13 protein-coding genes are annotated in these 18132 nt (G+C 66.9%); 6 read left to right on the top strand and 7 right to left on the bottom strand.

The window, feature by feature from the left end; translation table 11 throughout:
* Positions 1-101 precede the first annotated feature (101 nt).
* Positions 102-1271: a phosphoglycerate kinase gene (locus JMJ54_RS14745; RefSeq protein ID WP_203539321.1), complete on the bottom strand. Its 1170-nt coding sequence runs from the start codon at positions 1269-1271 to the stop codon at positions 102-104.
* 160 nt (positions 1272-1431) lie between these two features.
* On the opposite strand from JMJ54_RS14745, the gene JMJ54_RS14740 reads away from it, so the two are divergent.
* Genes JMJ54_RS14740 through JMJ54_RS14725 form a run of 4 tightly spaced genes read left to right on the top strand, consistent with a single transcriptional unit; the run spans position 1432 to position 5125 of the window.
* Positions 1432-2646, top strand: a complete 1215-nt coding sequence (locus JMJ54_RS14740; RefSeq protein ID WP_203539320.1) for an MFS transporter — start codon at positions 1432-1434, stop codon at positions 2644-2646.
* A gap of 55 nt (positions 2647-2701) precedes the next feature.
* Positions 2702-3736 (top strand): hypothetical protein, encoded by a 1035-nt coding sequence (locus tag JMJ54_RS14735; RefSeq protein ID WP_203539319.1) that lies wholly within the window; start codon positions 2702-2704, stop codon positions 3734-3736.
* Between the two features lie 29 nt (positions 3737-3765).
* Positions 3766-4284, top strand: coding sequence for a GNAT family N-acetyltransferase (locus tag JMJ54_RS14730; protein WP_203539318.1), 519 nt, complete (start codon positions 3766-3768; stop codon positions 4282-4284).
* Positions 4285-4300: 16 nt separating this feature from the next.
* The gene (locus JMJ54_RS14725) at positions 4301-5125 is read left to right on the top strand and encodes a hypothetical protein (protein WP_203539317.1); all 825 of its coding nucleotides are present in this window, start codon (positions 4301-4303) and stop codon (positions 5123-5125) included.
* A gap of 38 nt (positions 5126-5163) precedes the next feature.
* Here the strand turns inward: JMJ54_RS14725 and JMJ54_RS14720 are convergent, their stop codons facing one another.
* The 3 genes from JMJ54_RS14720 to JMJ54_RS14710 are packed head-to-tail and all read right to left on the bottom strand — an operon-like array spanning position 5164 to position 10359.
* Positions 5164-6351, bottom strand: a complete 1188-nt coding sequence (locus JMJ54_RS14720; protein WP_203539316.1) for an AGE family epimerase/isomerase — start codon at positions 6349-6351, stop codon at positions 5164-5166.
* A 4-nt stretch (positions 6352-6355) separates the two neighbouring features.
* Entirely contained in the window at positions 6356-7336 is a 981-nt protein-coding gene (locus tag JMJ54_RS14715; RefSeq protein ID WP_203539315.1) for a LacI family DNA-binding transcriptional regulator, read from the bottom strand.
* Positions 7333-10359, bottom strand: coding sequence for a hypothetical protein (locus tag JMJ54_RS14710; RefSeq protein ID WP_203539314.1), 3027 nt, complete (start codon positions 10357-10359; stop codon positions 7333-7335). The genes JMJ54_RS14715 and JMJ54_RS14710 overlap by 4 nt, the downstream gene beginning before the upstream one ends.
* Positions 10360-10588: 229 nt before the next feature.
* Here JMJ54_RS14710 and JMJ54_RS14705 point away from each other — a divergent pair, with 229 nt between their 5' ends.
* A complete protein-coding gene (locus tag JMJ54_RS14705; protein ID WP_203539313.1) occupies positions 10589-12739 on the top strand; it encodes a glycosyl hydrolase family 18 protein in 2151 nt (716 codons plus the stop codon).
* A 173-nt stretch (positions 12740-12912) separates the two neighbouring features.
* A complete protein-coding gene (locus JMJ54_RS14700) occupies positions 12913-14184 on the top strand; it encodes a carbohydrate-binding protein (protein ID WP_203539312.1) in 1272 nt (423 codons plus the stop codon).
* Positions 14185-14330: 146 nt separating this feature from the next.
* Here JMJ54_RS14700 and JMJ54_RS14695 read toward each other — a convergent pair whose 3' ends face one another.
* From JMJ54_RS14695 to JMJ54_RS14685, 3 genes are read right to left on the bottom strand one after another with little or no spacing between them, the layout of a single operon-like run.
* Positions 14331-15824 (bottom strand): ATP-binding protein, encoded by a 1494-nt coding sequence (locus tag JMJ54_RS14695; RefSeq protein ID WP_203539311.1) that lies wholly within the window; start codon positions 15822-15824, stop codon positions 14331-14333.
* Positions 15824-16525 (bottom strand): response regulator, encoded by a 702-nt coding sequence (locus tag JMJ54_RS14690; protein WP_203539310.1) that lies wholly within the window; start codon positions 16523-16525, stop codon positions 15824-15826. Before JMJ54_RS14690 ends, JMJ54_RS14695 begins: the two co-directional genes overlap by 1 nt.
* Complete coding sequence (locus JMJ54_RS14685) at positions 16522-17730, bottom strand: ABC transporter substrate-binding protein (RefSeq protein WP_203539309.1); 1209 nt, start codon at positions 17728-17730, stop codon at positions 16522-16524. The genes JMJ54_RS14690 and JMJ54_RS14685 overlap by 4 nt, the downstream gene beginning before the upstream one ends.
* Positions 17731-18132 lie beyond the last annotated feature (402 nt).

Here is an 18132-nt window from a genome sequence, read left to right as displayed (position 1 = left end):
TTATGCGGTCGTCATTGACGGCCGCCACCAATCTGGGTTGGCGTTGACGCAAGGCGCAAAAAAAAACCGGCACGCGGCCGGCTTTTGCTGAGGGACGGTGATCAGCCGCGCTGCGCAAGCATGTCGACCGCAGGCAGGGGCCGGCCCTCGAGAAACGCGAGGAACGCCCCGCCCCCGGTCGAGAGGTAGCTGACCTGATCGGTGATGCCGAACCGGGCCACCGCCGCCAGCGTGTCTCCGCCGCCGGCGATCGAAAATGCCGGGCTGGCGGCGATCGCCCTCGCAATGGCCTCGGTTCCCCCACCGAACTGATCGAACTCGAACACGCCCACCGGTCCGTTCCAAACGATGGTCCCTGCACTGGCCTGCAGCCAGGCGATCCGCGCGGCCGATTCGGGTCCGATGTCCAGAATCATGTCGTTCTCGTCCACTTCTGCCACCGGCTTGATGACGGCAGCTTCGGCCGGATCGAAACGCCGGCCGACGACCACGTCGGTCGGCAGCGGCACGTCGCCACCGCGTGCGCGGCACTTGTCGATCACCCTGCGAGCCTGGTCGACCAGTCCGGTTTCGACCAGCGACCGGCCGACCGGCAGGCCCGCCGCCAGCAGAAAAGTATTGGCGATGCCGCCACCGACGATCAGCCGGTCGACCTTGTCGGCCAGCGATTCGAGCATCGTCAGCTTGGTCGATACCTTGGCCCCGCCGACGATGGCAACCAGCGGCCTTGCCGGCGCCAGCAAGGCCCGGCCCAGCGCGTCAAGTTCGTGCGACAGCAACAGGCCGGCCACAGCCTGCGGCGCAAACCGTGCCACGGCATGCGTCGACGCTTCGGCGCGGTGCACCATGCCGAAGGCATCGTTGACGAACACATCGCACAACGCCGCGTATTGCCGGCCCAATGCCTCGCTGTCCGCCGCCTCGCCCGGCAGGGTGCGAACATTTTCGAGCATCACCAGCTCGCCCGGCAGAACCTGATGGTTCTGCCAGTCGGCGATCACCGGCACGGTGCGGCCCAGCAGTTCGCCGATGCGGCGGGCAACCGGCTCCAGCGAGTCGGCCGGCCCGCACACGCCCTCGACCGGACGACCCAGATGACTCATCACGATCACCCCGGCACCGGCCCGCAGCGCCGCGTGGATTGTCGGCAGCGAGGCGCGGATGCGCGTGTCGTCGCTGATCCGGCCGTTGGCGAACGGCACATTGAGGTCCGCCCGGATCAGTACCCGGCAGCCGGCCAGTGCGAGATCGGTCAGCGTGCGGAGGGGCATGGTCTTTTTCCTTGGTCGGGAGTCGTGATCGGACATTGCGGCATGAAGCCGGTGGCGCAAAGTTTGCTGGCCTTGTCGCACAGTGTGGACGGGCCGTCGGCGGCCGGCTCGCGGGCTTAGAATCCGGGGGTCAAAAATACTAGCACAGCGTTTTTCCCTCATGACCGATGCTCCGCCACTCCTGCGCAACCGCAATTTCCTTTTCGTCTGGCTGGCCAGCATCCTCGGCAACCTCGCCCTCGCGGTCGCGATGCTTGCCGAGACCTGGTACGTGGTCAAAACGCTCGGCGCCAAGGAAGACCTCGGCCTGGTGATGATCGCCGGCTCGGTGCCGCGGATCGCGCTGATGGCCGTCGGCGGCGTCGTCGCCGACCGGATGCGTCGCAGCCGGATCATTTCGTTCTCGCTCGGCCTGCGGGTCATCGCCGTGCTGTCGCTGGTCGGCCTGCTGCACCTCGGCCTGCTCGACATCTGGGCGATGACGGTATTCGCCTTTGCCTACGGCGCGCTCGATGCCTTCTTCTGGCCGGCACGCGATGCGCTGCTGCCCGGCATCGTCGCCGAGCGCGACCTGATGCGCGCCAATTCGATCATGCTGACCACCAACCAGATCGGCCTCGTGTTCGGCCCGGTGCTCGGCGGCGTGATGCTGGCAACGCTCAGCTACGAATGGGTGTTCACGCTGACCGCCGCGCTGCTCGCCGTCGGCGTCGGCTTCACCGTGCTGGTGCGCGAGGCCCCGGTGCCCGTCCACCATGCGCGCCGCCACCTGCTGACCGAACTGAAGGAAGGGCTGCAGTACGCGCTGCAGACGCCGGCACTGCGCTCGCTGATGATCATTTACGCGATTGCCAACCTGCTGTTCATGGGGCCGCTGGGACTGGGCATTCCGATCGTCGTCACCGACCACCTCGACGGTCAGGCCAGCACGCTGTCCTATCTGCAAAGCGCGATGGCGGCCGGCATGGTCGTCGGCGGCACGCTGCTGACGCTGTTCCCGCCGACGAAAAAACGCCTGATGATCATCATCGTGGTGATCGTGCTGGAAGGCATCGTGCTGGGTGCGCAGGCGTTCACCGGCTGGATTCCGCTGGCGATCACGCTGCAGTTCCTGCTGGGCTTCGGCGTCGTCAGCAACAATGTGCCGATGATGTCGGTGCTGCAGCAGTACACCGAGCGCAGCAAGATCGGCCGGGTGATGAGCCTGAACACCATCGCATCGATGGGGCTGTCGCCGATCTCGTACGCGATGGTGACCGCGCTGCTGGCGCTGCACGTCGACATCCGCATCATCATGCCGGCGTTCGGGCTGACCATGGCCGCGCTGATGATCGTGATCGCCGCGCGGACGCCGACAGTGCGGACGCTGGACTGACAACGCCCTGCCGCCTTGCGTATGCTGTGGCTTTGCTTCCGGAGTCCCAGCGCGCATGTATACCGATGACGACCTGAACGACGCCGTATCCGCCGGCGTCCTCAGCCACGATACCGCCACCGCCTTCCGCGACCACGTCGCCGCCCGCCGGCAAACGCCGGTGGCCGACGAGGAACAGTTCCGGCTGATCACCGGCTTCAACGACATTTTCGTCGTCATTGCCTGCGTGCTGTTGCTGGTGTCGGTGTCGTGGATCGGCGGTACCGTCACGCCGGTGCTGGGCTCGCTGGCGAGCGCGGCCACCGCCTGGGGGCTGGCCGAATTCTTCGTGCGCAAACGCCGGATGGCCTTGCCGGCGATCGTACTGCTGCTGGCGTTTGCCGGCAGCGTGTTTTCGGCCGGTCTAGGTCTCGCCGCGCCGGCCCTTGGCGGCAGTAGCGTCGAAGGGATGATGCGGCATGCGCCGTCCGCCGCCGTCGCCCTCGCCAGTCTGCTGGCCGGGGTGGCGACCTGGCTGCACTGGCGGCGTTTTCAGGTACCGATCACCATTGCCTGCGTCTCGGCCGCCGCGGTCGCCTGCCTGATTGCGCTGATCACCTCTGTATTGCCCGCCGTCGACGGCGTGATGACGCCCTTGCTGCTCGTCGCCGGCATCGCCGTGTTTGCTTTCGCAATGCGCTGGGATACCAGCGACCCCACCCGCCAGACCCGTCGCTCCGACGTCGCCTTCTGGCTGCACCTGCTGGCCGCACCGCTGATGGTCCACCCGGTGTTCATGTTGCTCGGCGTCACCGACGGCGATGTCGGCATGCCGCAGGCTGTCGCCGTCGTCGTGCTGTACGTCGGCATCGCACTGGTATCGCTGTGCATCGACCGCCGCGCACTGATGGTCTCGGCGCTCGGCTACGTGCTGTATGCGTTCAGCTCGCTGCTCAAGCAGTACGGCGTCGTCAGCCTCGGCTTCGCCACGACGGCACTGTTCATCGGTTCGGCCCTGCTGATGCTGTCGGCGTTCTGGCAGCCGAGCCGGGCGGCGCTGATCGCGCGACTTCCGGCATCGCTGCAAGGCCGGCTGGCACCGGTCCGTTAACCCATTTTTCCTTCCCCCGGAACCATGCCATGACCACGACCATTCGCCGCCTGACTCCCGCCGATGCGCCGCACTATCAGGCACTCCGGCTCGCCGCACTGCGCGACACACCCTCGGCGTTCGGTTCGAGTTACGAAGCGGAAAAGGACCGGCCGATCCCGGAGATCGAAACCCGGCTCGCACCGGCCCCCGATCACGGCCTGTTCGGTGCCTTCGACGGTGACGCACTGGTCGGCACCGCCGGGCTGGGCCGGGAAAGCATGACCAAACTTCGCCACAAGGCCATCCTCTGGGGCATGTACGTCGCCCCCGGCTACCGCCAGCGCGGTCTGGCCGGCGCGCTGGTCCGCGAAGCGGTTGCGCTGGCCAAGTCCGTCGACGACCTCCGCCAGATCAACCTGAGCGTCAACGCCGGCAATACCGCGGCGCTGCGGTTGTACGAAGGGGCCGGATTCCGGCGCTATGGGCTCGAGCCGGATGCTTTGCTGGTGGACAGTGAACTTCATGACGAAATTCTGATGCGCCTCGCCTTGCATGCCAGCAAGTAGGGGTAACGAAGTCAGGGTGCCGACCTCCCTTGTCCGTCGAGCTTTTCAGCTGAAACAGCTTTCTGTCCTTTTCGGAACCAGTCTGTATTTGTTAGCCCCGGGGGCGGCTTCGGCGACAAAACCGACGGTATTGCCGTTGGTCAAACTGTCCTCGGTCCGGCAGGCGCAGCTGCACATCCCGGAAATTTGCGCGTCGCTTCCGACCCCTTGCCTCCCCGCCTCCACGGGCGCCTGGGTGGGCAAAGGCAGACCCGCCGGACCGATTTATCTGATCGACGCCGCCAAGCCGATGCTGATCGAACTGCCCTCGTGGGCGCCCTCCGAATCGGCTCGAATCCGTTTCTGGAATTTCGACACCTATCGACACTCCGCGATGACAGTCACGGAGGATGCTCCCCGAGCAACACCAAGCATTTATCCGGCCCTGTACCCGGTCAGCACCACCGACAACGCGATCGCCCTCGTCCACTCAACCAAGGAAGCCTATTCGGGTGGTGGCGCCTCGTTTGAATCGGCCGACTTCGTCGCCCTGAAAGCCGACTCGCAATGGACTGTCATCCACCAAGCCGTGCCGTTTTCGTGCTGGGAGATGATTCGCGCCTGCTTCTATTCGGACGCAAAAACGGACAAATCGCCGCATTGCCATGACGAAACGACCGGCACGCTGAGCATCGAGTTTTCAAAGGGAACTGGTTCGAGCCTCGACTGGCACTTTGTCTGGAAGAGCTATCGATGGCCCGCACACGTTCCAAAATCGCAAGCCGTCCGTTCGCGCGTCCAGTTTGTAGCGTCGGATCAGGAAAAGGGCTTTTCGCCGCAATGCGGTCCAGGATTCGAATGACCTTGGTACATGCGGCGAATCCGGCTGCGGTCCGCTAGTCAGAGCACGCCCAGCACCTCGTAACACGCCCCCATCGTGTGATAGTCGACCTTCCCGGCGGGACTCTTTTCGTCGCTGTATTTGCTGTTGTCGGCGCGCAATATCCGGTACCAGCCGCCGTACCGGTGGTCGACGAAGTGTTCCCACGAATACGCCCACAGCCGCTGGTAATCGTTCCAGTAACGCACGTTGCCGGTGCGTGCAGCGAGCAGCGCGGCGGCGGCGAGGCTTTCGGCCTGGACCCAGAAGTACTTGTCGCTGTCGCAGATTTCGTTCTGCGGGCCGAAGCCGTAGAACAGGCCGCCGTGCTCGGCATCCCATGCGCGGTTCATTGCCGCATCGAACAGCGCTTCGGCGCGCGGCAGCAGCCACGGTTGCGGGCGGTGGCGCTCCAGGATCAGCAGCAGCTTGGCCCATTCGGTCAGGTGGCCGGGCTGGTAGCCCCAGGGGCGGAAGATGTTGGTCTTGTCGTCGCGGTTGTAATCCCAGTCGACCTGCCAGCCGGCGTCGTAGTGCTCCCACATCAGCCCGTGCGCGAGCGCGGCCTGCCGTTCGGTGATGTTGTGCGCCAGCAGCTCTGCACGGTCGAGAAAGCGCGTTTCGCCGGTCGCCTCGAACGCCGCCAGCATCGCTTCGCAGGCGTGCATGTTGGCGTTCTGGCCGCGATACGGCTTGAGCTGCCAGTCCGGTGTCGCCTCGTCGGCGTACAGGCCGTGCTGCGGCTCCCAGAAGCGCGCCTCCATCAGATCCCATGTTTCGTCCAGCCAGGCGCGCGCTTCGGCCACACCGGCCATCAGCGCGTGCGAATACGCCAGCAGCACGAAGCCGAGGCCGTAGCAATGGTTGGTCGCGTCGTCGACGGCCTTGGCGCCGTCGCGCCACTGCAGCTGCCACGCATAGCCGCCGGTCGCCGGATCGCGGTGCGCATCGCGCAGGAAGGCGATGCCGTGGCGCACCGCGTCCAGATACGCCGGATCACCAAACTGCCGGAACGCCATCGCGTAGTTGAAGACGAAGCGCGTGCTGCTGACCAGATGCCGCGTATGCGTGTCGTAGACGCTGCCGTCGTCGCGGAAGAAATGGTAGAAGCCGCCGGACGGGTCGATGGCGCGCGGGTGGTAGAACGCCATCGTATGACGCACGTGGTCGAGCAGGACGGCGGGGTCGCGAAAATCGGGCAGGTTCATCACGTCACTCCGGAGTGGATGCGGTAGTTGCGCGGACGATCAGCGATACCGGCTGCAGCCGGTTGCCCTCGCCCGCCTGATTCAATACGAGTTCGATGCCGGCGCGGCCGAGCGCAGCCTTGTCGACGGCCAGCGTCGTCAGCCCGGCGCCCGCCGCGTCGGCGATGTCGTCGAAACCGGCGATGGCAATATCATCTGGCACGCGCAGACCGGCATCGCGGCAAACCTGCAGCGCGACCAGCGCTGCGGCATCGTTATAGGCGAATACCGCGTCGGGCGGCGCCGGCAATGCCAGCAGCTCGCGCATCGCCAGCGCCGCGCCGGTGGCGACGTCCAGCCCCGGCGCGATCAGCGCTTCAAGGCTGGGGTCGGCGAGCCTGCCGGCGTCGAACAGCGCCTGACGGTAGCCGCGCTCGCGCAGCCGGATCGAGTAGTGCGCCAGCGGGCCGGACAGGAAAGCGATACGCTTGCGGCCGGCTGCCAGCAAATACTGCGTCACAAGGTATGCACCCTGCCGGTTGTCCGGATTCACCGCGGCCAGCCCCGGCGCCCACAGGTCGGCCAGCGCCAGCGGCTTGCCAAGCCGGGAAATCACGTGGATCAGCTCGGGCTCGAAGAAGCCGACACACAGCAGCGCGTCGGGCTCGCATTCGAGCACCTGCCGCCGTACCGGCCGCCCCGGACCGAGCGAGCGCACCTGCAACTCGATGCCATCCTTGGCACAGCGGGCACGGGCGCCGTCGAGCAACGCCGCGTAAAACGGGCTGTCGGCCGGGTGCTGGCTGTGCAGCAGCACGAGGATGCGGCGGACGGGTTGCTGCTTGAGCCGGCCGGTGTCGTAGCCGAGCTCGGCGGCAAGCTGCAGCACCCGGTCGCGCGTTTCGGCGCTCAGCCCCTGCTGGTGCTTGAGCGCCCGCGACGCCGTGCCGACCGAGACCCCGGCGGCGGCGGCGAGTTCGCGGATGCTGATGCTGCGACGGCTCACGCTACCGCCACGGGCTGGCTGCGCAGGCTGCCGACGACCCTGCCCGCCTCATCGGTGATGAAGACCAGCGCACGGCCGGCGGCCAGTGTGGTCGTGTAGCTGCGGCCAGTTGCGGCGTCGAACCAGCTCAGCGCGTGATCGCGCGCGGCCTCGGACACGGCGATCCAAAGCGTGTGGTCGACAAAGGCCTGACGATGCAGTGCGACGCCCTCGGGCGCATCACCAAGCCAGCGCCACGGCAGCGCGACGCCGGCACGGGCCAGCGCGTGGCGGTACAGCGCGTCGAGCACGTCGGTACGCTGATTCAGTTCCAGCGGCAACGGGCACCACAGCAACCGGCCCCGGCCCATAGTCCGTTCGACCAGCGCGTCGTCGTCGCCGGTGCTGAGCCGGGCGATCGCTTCGCCGCCGAAGCTCGCGCGCCAGCGCCGGTCATCCAGCAGCAGCGTTTCTTCGCGGTTCAGGTTGCGCGAAGCGGCACCGGCAATCCGTCCGGTCGGCCGCCAGTATTCGTCCAGATCGGCCGGCCCGGTCAGCAGCACGGTGATGTCGTGCCGGTCGAGCAGCGCTTCGAGCGCCGCCCAGGTGGCGCGGTTGAGGTTGTGCGGGCTGGGCAGCAGGATCAGCTTCGGCGGGTTGGCGAACAGGTCCGAGAGGTCGTGATCGCCGACCGCGCGCAGCGGCAGGCCGAGTTCGAACAGCGCGCTGCGCACCAGCGCCTGCGTCGCGTCCAAGGTCGATCTGCGGTTGCTGTAGTCGTTGCTGAACGGGTAGACCACCGCGACGTCGGGCAACTGGCGATCGCTCAGCTGCGCACCGTGGGCGCCGAACAGCGCGCCGAACGCGGCGGTGACTTCGGCCTCGGGCTTCATCGAACCGTCGGCGCGGCAGGCGCCGATGTGCGACTCGTTGATGTTGTCCATGTGGTAGTTGATGTTCCAGATCCAGTGCACCGCGCCGGCGTTGCCGAACGCGTACGACCACGCGTACTTGCGCTCGAGCAGCGCGTACAGCTCGGCCTCGCTGCGGCGCGAGCGGCCGTCCGGGCGCTCGACGTGCATGATGCCGGTCTCCTGCACCACGTTCGGCACGTTCGGCGTCTTGCTGAACAGGCTGTCCCAGCCCAGCGCGTCATTGAGCCACCAGCTGTGCACCGTGGTGTAATCAACCGCATCGGCGTAGAAGAACGGCGACGGCCGCTGCTGGCCGAGTGCCTCGTCCTGGCCGACGCAGACCAGCGCACCGGGTGAGGTCTGGCGGATCGTCTGTGCCAGATCGGCCGCCCACTCGGCATGCGCGTGCTGAGTGAACAGCGCGTAGTCGAGCCAGATGCCGTGCTGCTTCGGCAGGATTTCGGTGGTGTTGAAGCCGACCTCGTCCGGCTGCGGCGGCCGCAGCGCCGACCAGTCTGGCAGCTGTGCCGGACTGACGTCCCAAGCGGCCTGCCAGTAGGCAAGGTCCGGGTTGCGTGCCTGCAGGTAGCGGCGGAACGCCTCCATCTCGAACGCGTCGCCGAGCGAGCGCGGGCCGACGAAGATGCGCGCCGGGTCGAACAAGGACGGTTCGTTGATCAGGTCCCAGTGCACCCGGCGGGTTTCGGTGTGGCGGCCGACGATGGCGCGGATGAAGCGTTTCTGCGCCGCGCGCGAACGCGGGTCGAGGTAAGGGTTCGCGCCTTCCCACGCTTCGGGCGTGAATGCGAAGAAGGTGAAGCAGCATTCGAGATCATGCAGCGCGGCGGTGTGGATGAAGGCGTCGATCGCGCGCAGCGCCGCCTCGTTGGCGTGGCCGTCGACGAACATCAGCTGCCGCCATGCACTCCACACGCCGGTGCGCAGGTAGTTGACGCCCATCCCGGCCAGCGTGGCCATGTCGTCGTCCCAGACGGCGACATTGGGCAGCTGCAGGAATTTGCGGTGCACGTCGCTGGCCATATACGTCATGCCGACCACCGGCATCGGTTTGCCGTCACGGATCAGGTAGTCGCGACCGGCGGCAAGACGCTCGCCGCGCGCCAGCAGCGTGTCGTCCCGCCCCCAGAAGCCCTGCTGCAGGTGCACGCTGCCACCACCGTCGTGGTGCAGCGTCGCGCTGATCCGGTACAGGCCCGAGCGAACCGCTTCGGGCAGTGAAATCCTTAGTGACGCCGCACCATCGTGCATGTCGAGATCGAAGCGGCTGCCGAACACCGGTTCGTCGTCCAGCGACACCTGCAGCGCCAGCTGCCAGCGCCGCGGCGGCGTTGCGCCAAGCGCCTCCCCCTGCACGGTCAGGCTGACGGTTTCGCCGGGGTAATAGCAGGCGTAATCGGGCTTGATCCACCACTCGGTGACGCCGAGCGCCGCATGGGCGACCAGCGCCAGCAAGGCCGCGACACCGCCGTTGTCCCAGAACGCCGCGTCGGGCTCGATGTTGGCGAAGACCTGCCGCGATCCGGCGGCCGCACCGCGCAGGCGTTCGATCAGCACCACCGGGCTGGCGATCGCATGGCCGGCCGCGTTGCGCGCACTCAAGAGCGGGTAGATCCGTGCATCCATCGGCCCCGCAGAACCAGAGTCGAGGGGCTGATCCTTGTCCCTGGTCGGCATCAGCACAAAGCCGTCGGTGGGCGCGGCCGGCGAGAATGCGGCGAGATGGTCGGCGAGCCAGCGGTACTCGGTACCGGCGGCGAGCGTCTCGGCGCCGCCTGCGTCGACGGCAAGCATTTCGTGAATGTCGAGATCGCGGAACAGCGCCGCCTGTTCGGCCACACCGCCGTCGGCATCGACCGGGCGCGAAAACGGCTGCCGGCCCAGCGTCACCAGATGGCCGCCGCGCGCGACGAAACCGCACAGCGCCGGCCACGCCGCACGCGGCACATGGGCGCCATGCAGGTGCAGCAGCACGTCGCCGGCGGCAGCGGCGGACAGAGCGCCAGCCAGATCTCCGGCACCGGTCAGCGTGCCGATGGCGGACAGATGACCGGGATCGGGCCGGGTACCGGCGAACGGAAAGGACGAATCGTAGAAAACGACAAAAGCCATGGCGACCTCGCTGCCGCCGCCTTCGGTGATCCGCAGCGCCAATCCGGCGCCCGCGGCCGGGCTGCAGCATTGTTTATTTAAATTCAGTTTTTACTAAACAACGAGAGCCATTGTGACCCCGAAACGGCGTCGAGGACAAGCCGGTTGTCGGCTGCCGGCCGGCACTGGTCTTTGCTGCGGCGCAACCCAAGAATCGCCCCCCGGTCGGCCGGTGCCGATGGAGCCCGCCATGCGGTTTTGCCTTGCGATCCTGATCTGCCTGATGGCCCCGCTTGCCCACGCAAGCCCGCGACTCATCGGCTATTTTCCGTTCTGGGCCAGCTACGGCCACGGCGCCAGCCTGGCCGACGCGCCGGCCGAACACCTGACCGACCTGATCTACGCCTACGCCCGCCTCGGCCCCGACGGCAGCGTGTCGCCGGGCGATTTTTTCGCCGACCAGGTCAAGATCCATCAGGGCGATGCACTGTATCGCGGCAACTACGCGCTGGTGCCGCTGTTGCACCGGCGCAACCCGGCGCTGAACGTACTGATTTCGGTCGGCGGCTGGAACTGGTCGACCCATCTGTCGGCGGTCGCCGCCGACCCGGCCAAGCGACAGCGTTTCATCGCGACGACGCTGGCGCTGTTCGACCGCTACGGCTTCGACGGCATCGAGATCGACTGGCGTTTCCCGATCGTCGGCGGTCACCCGGACACCGGCAAGCGCGCCGACGATGCGGTCAACCTGCAGCGGCTGACGCGCGAACTGCGTGCCGGCTGTGCGCACCGGCCGCGTTGCGTGATCGCTCTGACCATCAGCCCGCTCGCCGAACAGCGCACCGGCTGGCAGTTTCCGGCGATGCTTGCCGACGTCGACTTCATTTCGTTGATCGCGACCGATTTTCACGGCAGCTGGAGCCCGCGAACCGGCCACAAATCGCCACTGCACGCCCGGCAAGGCGAACCCAACATTGCCGCTGCAGTTACGGCGCTCAAGGCCGAGGGCGTTCCGGGCAACAAGCTGGTGCTGGCCCTGCCGACCCAAGGCACCGCCTGGCAGGGCGTGGCGCCGGCCGGCCTTGATCAGCCCTTCCAGCGCGTGCCGCTGGGCACCTGGGACAACGAGCAGACCGGGCCGAGCGGCACCTTCACCGACCGCGAGATCGGCCGGATGATCGCCACCGGCGAGTTCGAACGCCGATGGGACGATACCGCGCAGGCCGAAACGCTGTACCGCCGCAGCGATGGCCTGCTGCTGTCGTTCGAGAGCCCCCGTGCACTGGCCGCCAAGCTTGAATTTGCCGACCGGGAGGGTCTGGCCGGAATCAGCCTGTGGGAGTTGAGCAGCGACGACAACGACGGCCTGCTGGCGCAGGCTTATGCGCACCACCATCCTTGGGCGGCACGCTGGCAACAGGCCCGGCTGGCCGCCCGCGCCGCGCTGCCATGGCTGGCCGGCATCGCGTTCGGCGGCCTGCTCGGCGCGCTGCTGCTGGCCTGGCGCCTGCACACGCGCCGCCGCAACGAGGCCGCGCAGCACGGCCAGCTCGTCCGCGTGCTCAATGCGCTGCCGGCACAGCTCGGCGAGACGATCGCCGCGGTCGAGGCCGGCAAACGGCGCCTGGCCACGCAACCGATCGACGTCACCGTGCTCGACACGCTGGCCGACCGCAGCGAGGCACTGCGCACGCAGCTGCTGCCGTTGACGCAGGCGGGCACGCACAGCACCGCGCCATTGCGCGATCTCGAACGGTTCAGCGGCGCGATCGCCGGCGAACGCAGCCTCGAATGCATGCTCGATGCGATGGTGCGCTTCCTCGGCGACGACCCGCGCATCGACACCGCCGAAATCCGCGACGACGAAACCGCCGGCAGCGAGGTGCTGAGCGTCGATGCCGACCGCTGCGGCGCGCGCTTCAGCCACGACACGCTCGCCGACTACAGTCTGGTGCTGCGCTTCCGCGACCCGCTCTCCCCGGATGACGAAGCCTATTTCCGCAGCCTGGCCAGCCAGGTCGTGCTGATCCGCCGCCAGCTGCACGAACTGGCGCGCCAGCCACAACTGCTGGCCGAGCTGCACGAAGTCGCCAGCCGGCGCGAGCGGCTGCACTACATCCGTGCCGAACGCGGCTACAGCGGCATCCATGCCGGCGGACTGACGGCGCCGGTCTACATCACGCTACGGTTGCGGGCGATCCGGCTCTACTTCGACGAGCTGGTCCAGGTGCACCGTTCCTACCTTGTCCGGCCACAGGCGGTCAGCGGTTGCCGCCGCACCGGTGGCGGTGTCGAGCTGATCGTCGCCGGTCACGGCATTCCGGTTGCACGCGGGCAACTCGCGCGCCTGAAGACCCGCTTTCCGCACTGGTTTGTCGCGGAAGCGTCATGCACTTCGTGAAATAGAGAAAAACGGAAGTGCCGCCAACCCGCTGATTCGAAAACACAATTTTCAGAGTCTCCCGCCATTCGTGAATCCGGCAATGCCGGCCGGGCCGGCCGGCGCATGCCGCTGCCATAGTGGCCCGGCCCGGCCACGCAGCCGGAGCAAAACACATAAGGATGGAGAAGACGATGAACAAGAAGAGCCTGTGGCTGGCGCTGGTCGCCGCCGGATTGATCGCCGGCCAGGCCGGCGCAGCCGCCCTGCCCGTCTGGGCCGACGGCGCGAACTACGCGGTCGGCAATGTCGTGCAGTATCAGGGCCAGCGTTACGAGACGACGATCGCCCACACGGCCTGGACCGGCGCCGGCTGGAACCCGGCCGATGCCGTCTCTCTGTGGAAGCCGATCGGCCCGTGCGCCACCGGTGCCGGCGATGCCTGCAACCCGGTCGGCGTCAGCTCGGCCGCGTACACGGTCTGGTCCGGCGGCGCCAAGGGCGCATACAGCCTCGTCCACGACGACCTGTGCGGCTACACCACCGACGGCCAGATCAGCTACGCCGATCCGGAGCTCACCAAGCGCGGGCTGCGCGCGGCGTTCGGCATCATCAGCGGCAACTGCGCGCCGTACCACTGGCAGGCGGCCAAGCAGTTCCTCGCCCACGGCCACGAAATCTTCAGCCACAGCCGCAACCACATGGACGCCAACACGGCGGCGTGGAACAGCGCGGCGCAGATCACCGGCTCGCAGGACGACATCGCCGCCAACCTGAACGGCTACCGGCCGACCTTCTTCGCCTGGCCGTCCGACATCAGTCCGGATGCACCAATGGCCTATCTGCGCAGCCAACCGGGCTATCTCGGCGGTCGCGCGGCCAACCGCGTCGACGAGAACGGCAACATCCAGTACGGCATGGCCGCCGGCGTCAACGCCGCCAGCTTTACCGATCCGTTCATGATCAAGGCCGACACCTTCACCCAGTCGGGCATCTGGTCGCTGTACCCGCAAGGCAGCGAGATCCTCAACCTGCATGTCGACGCCGCCATCGCCCAGGGCGGCTGGTCGCTGCGCACCGCGCACGGTGTCAACGATGCCTCGTGGGAAACCATCCCGCTGGCGCGCTATCAGGGCCACCTCGATTACGTGAAATCCAAGGTCGACTCGGGCGAGCTGTGGATGGCACCGCCGTCGGACGTGATCCGCTACCGCTTCGCACGGCAGAACTGCGCGCCGACCGTCATCACCGACGGCAACGGCCAAGCGGCCATCCGTTTCGACGCCAGCAGCGAGTGCCAGCGCTACGCGACGACGCTGACGCTCGACATCGCCACCGACCGCGCCGTGACCACCGCCACCGCAACGCAGGGCGGCAACAGCGTCACCACCGCGAAGCTCGATGCCAGCCACTACCGGCTGAACGTGAATCCGCTTGGCGGCGACGTCAGCCTGCAGCTGCGCTGATCGATTCGGCGGCTGCGCCTTCGCATCTCGGCCTCATCCGATGCTCGAAATCCTCATGGACTCCACGTCCATTCCGGTTTCTGCGCTTCGGGTGAGGCCGACCTGCTTTGGCTCGCTCGCCGACCGGGCGTGTCTTTGCCAAGCTCTTATCCGGAGGGGTTGCTCATTTCACCCGGTTTCACCAGACCGGCCGGCAGCACGATGGTCGCGACCAGGCCGCCTTCGGGGTGGTTGGCCAGCCTGAGTTCGCCGCCGTGCGCCTGGATGATGTCGCGGGCAATGCCGAGGCCAAGGCCGGAGCCGGCCTGATTGCTCTGCCGGCCGTGTTCGAGCCGCACATAAGGCTGGAACAGGCGCGACAGCATTTCCTCGGGCACGCCGGGGCCGTGATCGCGGATCGCCAGTTCGAGCAGATCGTCGTGGCGGGACAGCATGATCTCGGCACGTTCACCGTAGAACAGCGCGTTGTCGACGAGGTTGACGATGGCGCGCTTGAGCGCCAGCGGCTTGGCGACAACCGTCGTTTCGGTCGCCGCCAGCGCGACGCTGCGGCCGGACAACTGCGCGTCGGCGACGATCTTTTCGAGCAGGCTGTCGAGCCGGATCGCGGTGCGGTTTTCGTGGATGTCCGAATCCTTCACGCTCTGCAGCGCGCCCTTGACCATCATGTCCAGCTCGTCGAGGTCTTCGTGGAACTCGGCGCGGGTCGCGTCGTCGTCCAGCATTTCGGTGCGCAACTTGAGCCGGGTGATCGGCGTCTTCAGGTCGTGCGAGATCGCAGCGAACAGCCGCTCGCGATCGATCAGGTAGCGCTGGATGCGCTCGCGCATTGCGATGAAGGCCTTGGCAGTCTTGCGGTACTCGAGGCTGCCGGTCTCGGGCAGTTGCGGCTCGCCCCCCTGACCGAAGACTTCGGCGGCATCGGCGAGCTGTTTCAGCGGGCGCGTCAGCCAGCGCACGACCCACAGCGACAGCAACAGCACCGCCGCCAGTGTCGCCAGCTGCAGCACCAGCCGGTCGCGCGACAGCGGGTCGGCCTTGTCGAGGAAATACGGGTCGGGCATCAGCGTCGCCAGATACAGCCAGCCGCCCGGCTCGATTTCGGCCTGGATCACCAGGATCGGTGCCGGGCGCGGCTTGATGATCAGCGAGTGCTGGACCCAGTTGTCGGGCAGATCGTCGAGCGTCACGCCATCGTCGGACACCGCGAGCCCGTCGGGCCAGGCGAAGCCGACGCGGACGTCGGCAATACGCGGCACCTCCCGCCCCAGCACCTCGCGGACCGTGCCGGCGACCGCGTCGGCGAGCGGTGACGGCGTGATCGGCGTGATCGCCACGGCATCCTTGTTGAAGGCAACGAAAAAGCGCGTGCCGCCCATTTCGTGCAGCTGCTCGATCAGGATGGGCCGGTAATTGGTCGGCAGGCTCTGGAAGAAACGGATCGCGCTGGCCGCGCCGAAGGCGATGTACTGCGCGGCGCTGCGCGCCTCGTCGCGGGCGTGGGTCTTGAGCTGGTTCGCCCAGATCCAGTTGCCCAGCGCCTGGGCGCCGAGCACGCCAAGCACCATCACCAGCGACAGTCTCGCCGTCAGCGAGCGCGGCGGCAGCCGGTCGATCAGCCGGATGAATCGGCCGGCCATCAGTCTGCCGAGACCGACGCCGAAAACACGTAGCCGCTGCCGCGCACCGTCTTGATCAGTTGCGCATCGCGATCGCCAAGGCGCTGGCGCAGCCGGCTGATCTGCACGTCGAGCGAACGGTCGAGCGGGCCGAGGTCGCGGCCGCGGGTCGACTCGGCCAGCCAGCTGCGGTCGAGGATTTCGCCGGGCCGTTCGACCAGCAGCTTGAGCAGCTGGAAGTCGAGCCCGGTCAGTTTCACCGTCTCGCCGTCCGGCCCGGTCAGCGTGCGCTCGAGCGTGTCGAGCGTGAAGCCGGCAAAGCGCAGGGCGCGCGACGCGGCGGGCGTCGCTTCGCCCATCCGGCGATGAATCGCCTTGATCCGCGCCAGCAGCTCGCGCGGGTTGTACGGCTTGCCGATGTAATCATCGGCACCGAGCTCGAGGCCGACGATCTTGTCGGTGTCGTCGGCGCTGGCCGTCAGCATGATGATCGGTACCGACGAGCTTTTTCGCACCCGCGCGCATAGCGCGAAACCGTCGGTATCGGGCAGCATGACGTCGAGGATCACCAAGCTCAGTTCGCTGCGGCTGCGCTCGAACTCGGCCAGAAAACTGGCACCGTCATGCGCCAGCAGCACCTCGTACTGGTTCTTCTCGAGATAGGTCTTGAGCAGCGTGCGGATTTTCTGGTCGTCGTCGACAAGCAGTATCTTGCGGGTCATTTATCGTCTCCTCCTTGCTCCGCGAGCGTGCGTACCAGCCCGGCGATGCGGCGCTGGATCTCGCCCACCGGCACGTGATCGTCGCTGTAAAAGCGGTGCAGCTGGGCAATGATCGCATCCTTGAGCGTTTCGTCGGTCGCCATCCGGTGCACCATGCTCGGCGCCAGCACGTCGGCGCCGCGGGCGAAGGTCCGCCACGACGAGCGCGCGCAGGCATCCATGCTGGCGGTATCCGCATCGCGACGTACCGGGACCGAACCCTTGATGTGGTTGTACGACGCCTGGATGGACGGACTCACCATCAGCTTGGCGAGCTTTTCCTGCTCCGGCTGCGTGCTGTAGTTGCCGGCAAACATCACGAAGCTGTCGACGCTGTAGAGGTGCATGTTTTCGGTGCCCGGCACGGCGATGCAGCCGAAATCGGCATCGACGCCCTTGCCCAGCGCCTGCAGCTCGCCCTTGACCCAGTCGCCCATGATGAACATCGCGGTATCACCACGCCCCAGCGATCTGGCCAGCACGTCCCAGGACGGCTCGCCCTGCGACGCATAGCGGCGCAGTTCGCGCAGCCGGTTCAGCGCCCGGGTCACCCGGGCATCGAACCACAGATTGCTGTTGCGGCGCGCGTACAGCGAACGGTAGAAGCCAGGCCCGCCCTCGGACAGCGCCAGTGTCTCGAACAGCGTCGCGACCTGCCACGGCTGCCCGGACTGCGCCAGCGGCGTCACGCCACGCCGGGCGAGTGCATCGGCGACGCGGTCGAATTCGGCCCAGGTCTTCGGCGGCGTCAGCCCGGCATCGGCAAACACCTTGCGGTTGTAGAACAGCACGTTGATCCGGTGGATGCCCAGCGGCGCGGCCACGACATGACCACGCTGACGCACCAGCGTCCAGATCGTCGGAAACAGCTTGGTGTTCCAGTTGCCCGCAGCGGCGACATCGTCGAGCTCGAGCAGCAGGCCCAGCTCGGCCCATTCTGTGATCGCCGGGCCAATCAGCTGGGCCGAATCGGGCGCCCGGCCACCGAGCACGCGTGCCTTGAGCACCTTCATCGCCCCGATGCCGGCGCCGCCGGGAATCGCCGCATTGCGCCAGGCGATCCCCTCGTCGTCGGCCCGCGCGGCCAGTTCGTCGACGGCGCGCCGTTCGCTGACCGATGTCCACCAGTGCAGCACGTCAAAACGGTCGTCGGCGTGCGCAGCCATCGTGGCGCACAACGCGGCAAACACACAGCAGAGAAGACGGATTTGGGCCAAGGGCATCGGGTGTATGGGTTTTCGCCGCAGCTTATCAGTAGGGCTGGCCGGCATTTTGTAAAGAAAGCTTGCGTTTGTTGAACTTGCGTTAGCGCGGCGACGGCCCTGCAAACGGCGTCCATGATCCGTCAATTCAGCCGCCGCGCCGCGCCGGCGTTCCGGCAACGTAATGAAACGTAACATCCCCGCCAGCACAGAAATCAAACATATCATTAAAAATCATCAACATACGTGATCACGTAGTCAAAAACCCTGGGCTACTACGTGTCACAAAAACGCCGATGCTACTGTGCAGCCACGGTCGGTACCAAGCCGATCCATACAACAGATACGGGCACCACCCCAGACCTG

Origin of the sequence: Jeongeupia naejangsanensis, assembly GCF_016865585.1 — a bacterium.
Lineage (GTDB): Bacteria > Pseudomonadota > Gammaproteobacteria > Burkholderiales > Chitinibacteraceae > Jeongeupia > Jeongeupia naejangsanensis.
Note: the sequence above shows the minus strand (reverse complement) of the source record. Positions and strands in the feature narration are given on the sequence as shown.

Excerpts from the sequence above, each read along its gene's own strand:
- JMJ54_RS14690 (WP_203539310.1), bottom strand. The coding sequence starts at position 16,525 with ATGACCCGCAAGATACTGCTTGTCGACGACGACCAGAAAATCCGCACG.
- JMJ54_RS14735 (WP_203539319.1), top strand. The coding sequence starts at position 2,702 with ATGTATACCGATGACGACCTGAACGACGCCGTATCCGCCGGCGTCCTC.
- JMJ54_RS14705 (WP_203539313.1), top strand. The coding sequence starts at position 10,589 with ATGCGGTTTTGCCTTGCGATCCTGATCTGCCTGATGGCCCCGCTTGCC.
- JMJ54_RS14740 (WP_203539320.1), top strand. The coding sequence starts at position 1,432 with ATGACCGATGCTCCGCCACTCCTGCGCAACCGCAATTTCCTTTTCGTC.
- JMJ54_RS14685 (WP_203539309.1), bottom strand. The coding sequence starts at position 17,730 with ATGGCTGCGCACGCCGACGACCGTTTTGACGTGCTGCACTGGTGGACA.
- JMJ54_RS14710 (WP_203539314.1), bottom strand. The coding sequence starts at position 10,359 with ATGGCTTTTGTCGTTTTCTACGATTCGTCCTTTCCGTTCGCCGGTACC.
- JMJ54_RS14700 (WP_203539312.1), top strand. The coding sequence starts at position 12,913 with ATGAACAAGAAGAGCCTGTGGCTGGCGCTGGTCGCCGCCGGATTGATC.
- JMJ54_RS14720 (WP_203539316.1), bottom strand. The coding sequence starts at position 6,351 with ATGAACCTGCCCGATTTTCGCGACCCCGCCGTCCTGCTCGACCACGTG.
- JMJ54_RS14730 (WP_203539318.1), top strand. The coding sequence starts at position 3,766 with ATGACCACGACCATTCGCCGCCTGACTCCCGCCGATGCGCCGCACTAT.
- JMJ54_RS14695 (WP_203539311.1), bottom strand. The coding sequence starts at position 15,824 with ATGGCCGGCCGATTCATCCGGCTGATCGACCGGCTGCCGCCGCGCTCG.
- JMJ54_RS14745 (WP_203539321.1), bottom strand. The coding sequence starts at position 1,271 with ATGCCCCTCCGCACGCTGACCGATCTCGCACTGGCCGGCTGCCGGGTA.